This window comes from Streptomyces coryli, assembly GCF_011044975.1.
Classification (GTDB): domain Bacteria; phylum Actinomycetota; class Actinomycetes; order Streptomycetales; family Streptomycetaceae; genus Streptomyces; species Streptomyces coryli.
This window is the reverse complement of the sequence record NZ_JAAKZV010000469.1, coordinates 1-2,810: the sequence shown is the minus strand read 5'-3', so window position 1 is coordinate 2,810 and position 2,810 is coordinate 1. Positions and strand designations below refer to the sequence as shown.

Annotated in this window: 2 protein-coding genes and 2 pseudogenes; all 4 read left to right on the top strand. The window is 72.5% G+C overall.

Translation table 11 applies throughout. The annotated features are described in order from the left end of the window. Nucleotides 1–445 (top strand): annotated as a pseudogene (locus G5C51_RS41315) (fatty acyl-AMP ligase); the annotation flags it as partial. Continuing rightward, nucleotides 442–705 (top strand): acyl carrier protein, encoded by a 264-nt coding sequence (locus G5C51_RS41310; protein ID WP_165245984.1) that lies wholly within the window; start codon nucleotides 442–444, stop codon nucleotides 703–705. The pseudogene G5C51_RS41315 and the gene G5C51_RS41310, both read left to right, overlap by 4 nt. A 118-nt stretch (nucleotides 706–823) precedes the next feature. Next, the gene (locus tag G5C51_RS41305) at nucleotides 824–2,443 is read left to right on the top strand and encodes a lipase family protein (protein ID WP_165245982.1); all 1,620 of its coding nucleotides are present in this window, start codon (nucleotides 824–826) and stop codon (nucleotides 2,441–2,443) included. After that, nucleotides 2,443–2,810, top strand: a pseudogene (locus G5C51_RS41300) (cytochrome P450); the annotation flags it as partial. The gene G5C51_RS41305 and the pseudogene G5C51_RS41300, both read left to right, overlap by 1 nt.

The window sequence follows — 2,810 nt, the reverse complement described above, 5'->3', positions numbered from 1 at the left end:
GGTGGTGTGCGGGGGTGATCTGTTCATTGCCGGGCGGCGGCGGGACATGGTGATCGTCAACGGGCAGAACTACTTTCCCGAGGACATCGAGGCGGCGGCGGCCGAGGTGGAGGGCATTTTCCGGCGGCACGTCGTGGCCGTTGCGGATGCCGAGCGGGAGCGGATGCTCGTCGTGGTTGAGGCGGTGCGGAGCGCTGATGCGCGGGAGTTGGGGGCGGCGGTGCGGCGGCGGGTCGCCGAGCGTACCGGCGTGGGGGCTGTGGAGGTGCGGGTGGTGGCGCCGCGGTGGCTGCCCCGGACCACCAGCGGGAAGTGGCAGCGGGCCGCGGTGCGGCAGCTGCTCGGCGAGAGGTCCCCGGCGGGCGGAGCCGCCGCGCCGGGGGACGAGAGCGCGTCCGCTGCGGTGGAGGCGCAGAGCGACACGAGAAAGGAGACCCTGCGATGAGCGACGTCAGCCGTGCGCAGGTGCTGGAAGAGATCAGGTCGATTGCCGCCAGGGACTGGGAGGTCGACGCCGGCGCGGTGCAGGAGGACACCGTGATCGCCGACCTCGCCAATGTCGATTCTGTGAAGCAGATGCGGGCCGCGGCCACGATGGAGCAGCACTACGGCATCACCTTCCTGAACGAGGACACCAAGCCGGCGGCCACGGTGGGCGGCTTCGTCGATCAAGTGATGGGCGGACTCGCGACCAAGGGGCAGTAGCGACGGGCCGTACCGCTGCCGGGAGATCGGGCGGCCGGGAGACCGGAGACCGGGAGGCCGGGAGGCTCAAGAACCCGGCGGCGGTGCGGGACCCGCGGTGGACGGACGAGGGGTGATCATGGCCGATCGGGCATTGGGAACGCTCATCAGCAACGAACCACTGCCGCCCGGTCTCTGGCCGGCCGCGGCCGGACGGGCCGAGCGCATCCTGTATCAGGGGCTCGGATACGACGGGCGGCCGCGCGAGGTGACGGCCTCGGCCTTCGTGCCCGACGCGGCGCCGGCCGTCGGCGACCGGCCGGTGATCAGTTACGCGCACGGGTCCACCGGGCTGGGGGACGGCACGGCGCCGTCCGTGAAGGGCTTCTCGGCCACCGAGGCCGCGCATATCGACGGCTGGCTGCGGGCCGGTTTCGCGGTGGTGGCCAGCGATTACGAGGGGCTGGCGACGCCGGGACCGCATCCGTACTTCAATGGCGAGGCCGTCGCCGATGATCTGCTCGACGCGGTGCGGGCGCTGCGGCACCTGGATGCGACGGTGGGCGGGCGGTACGCGGTCGCGGGCTTCTCGCAGGGTGGGCATGCGGCGCTCTTCGCCGCGCTGATCGCCACCGGGTACGCGCCCGAGCTGCAGTTTCTCGGGGCTATTGCGATGGCGCCGCCGATCAGCCTGACGCAGTTGATCGCCAAGGCGACGGAGGCGGATGGGCAGTCGGTGTCGCCGTTGGTGCCGGTCACGCTGACCGGGGTGAGCGTCAGCCATCCCGGCTTCCGGCCGCGGGAGTTGGTCACGGATACGGGTGTCCGGCTGCTGGGTGAAGCCGAGGAGTTGTCGCTGCTCGACATGCTGCGGCGGACCGTGCTGCTGACGAACAAGGACGCGGGCTTCACCGGCATCACCCGGCAGCCGGCGGTGGCCGCGGCCCTGGATGCGAGCGATGCCCCGGTCAGCCGCCTCGACCGGCCGCTGCTGCTTGCCGCGGGTGGGGCCGATGAGGTCGTACCGGTGGAATTTCTGCGGGACTTCGCCCGGCTGCTGCGGGAGGCGGGGACGGAGGTGGAGTTCCGGGAGTATGCCGAGGCCAATCATGCGGGGGTCTTGAGCGGCGCGCTGCCGGATGCGGTGGTGTGGGCGCGGGCGGCGTTCGTCGGGGCGGCCGAGGCTGAGGCGGCGGGTGCGAGTGTGAGCGCGGGCGCGGCGGGTGACGGTGACGGGACGACGTGGGCGCCGCGGCGGTTCGGGCTGCTCGACGCGGCCGGGGACGGATACGTCTGCCGCGCCGACATGGTTGCCTTCGCGCTGCGGCTGGTCCAGGCGCTCGGCCAGGCGCCGGGTTCCGCGGGGGCGGTGGCGGTGCGGGACGGGTATCTGGCGCTGTGGGACGCGCTCGCGCGGGCGTCGGACGCGGATGGTGACGGGCGCGTGAGCGAGGCCGAGTACCGGGCGTGGCTGGGCGGTGCGCAGGACGCGGGTGCCGTATTCGGGGAGCAGGTGCGGCCGTTGGCTCGCGCGGTGATCGAGCTCGTGGACGAGAACGGTGACGGGGTGCTGGACCGTGGCGAGTTCCTGCGGCTGCTGGCCGCCTGCCGCATTCCGTACGAGGAGGGGCGGGAGCTTTTCGGGCGGCTGGATACGGATGGGAGCGGCACGATCAGCGCGGACGAGATCATCGCGGCTGTGCGGGACTTCATGACGGGGGCGGACAGTCCTGGGTACTGGCTGTTCGGGAGGTTCTGATGGCCGCCGGATTCACCGTCGGGCAGGCGCTGGACGGCCTGTTCACGGCCGAGGGGCGAGCGGATCCTTTTCCTCGTTATGCGCGGCTGGCTGGGGCCGGTCCGGTGCTGGATCTTGGTCGTACGACGCTCGTGGTCGGCTATGAGCAGTGCGCGGCGGCGCTGCGCGACCCCGGGCTGCGGGTCCGGGACGTGGAGTGGGCGGACCGGGAGATGCCGGGCTGGACGGCGCACGACAGCACCCGCGCCATCCTCGGCAGCGTGCTGTCCCTCGACGGGGAACGGCATGCCGGGCTGCGTGCCATCCTCGCCAAGCCCTTCCGGCCGCGGCAGTTGGGGGCGCTGCGGCCGGTGGTGGAGGGGGAGGC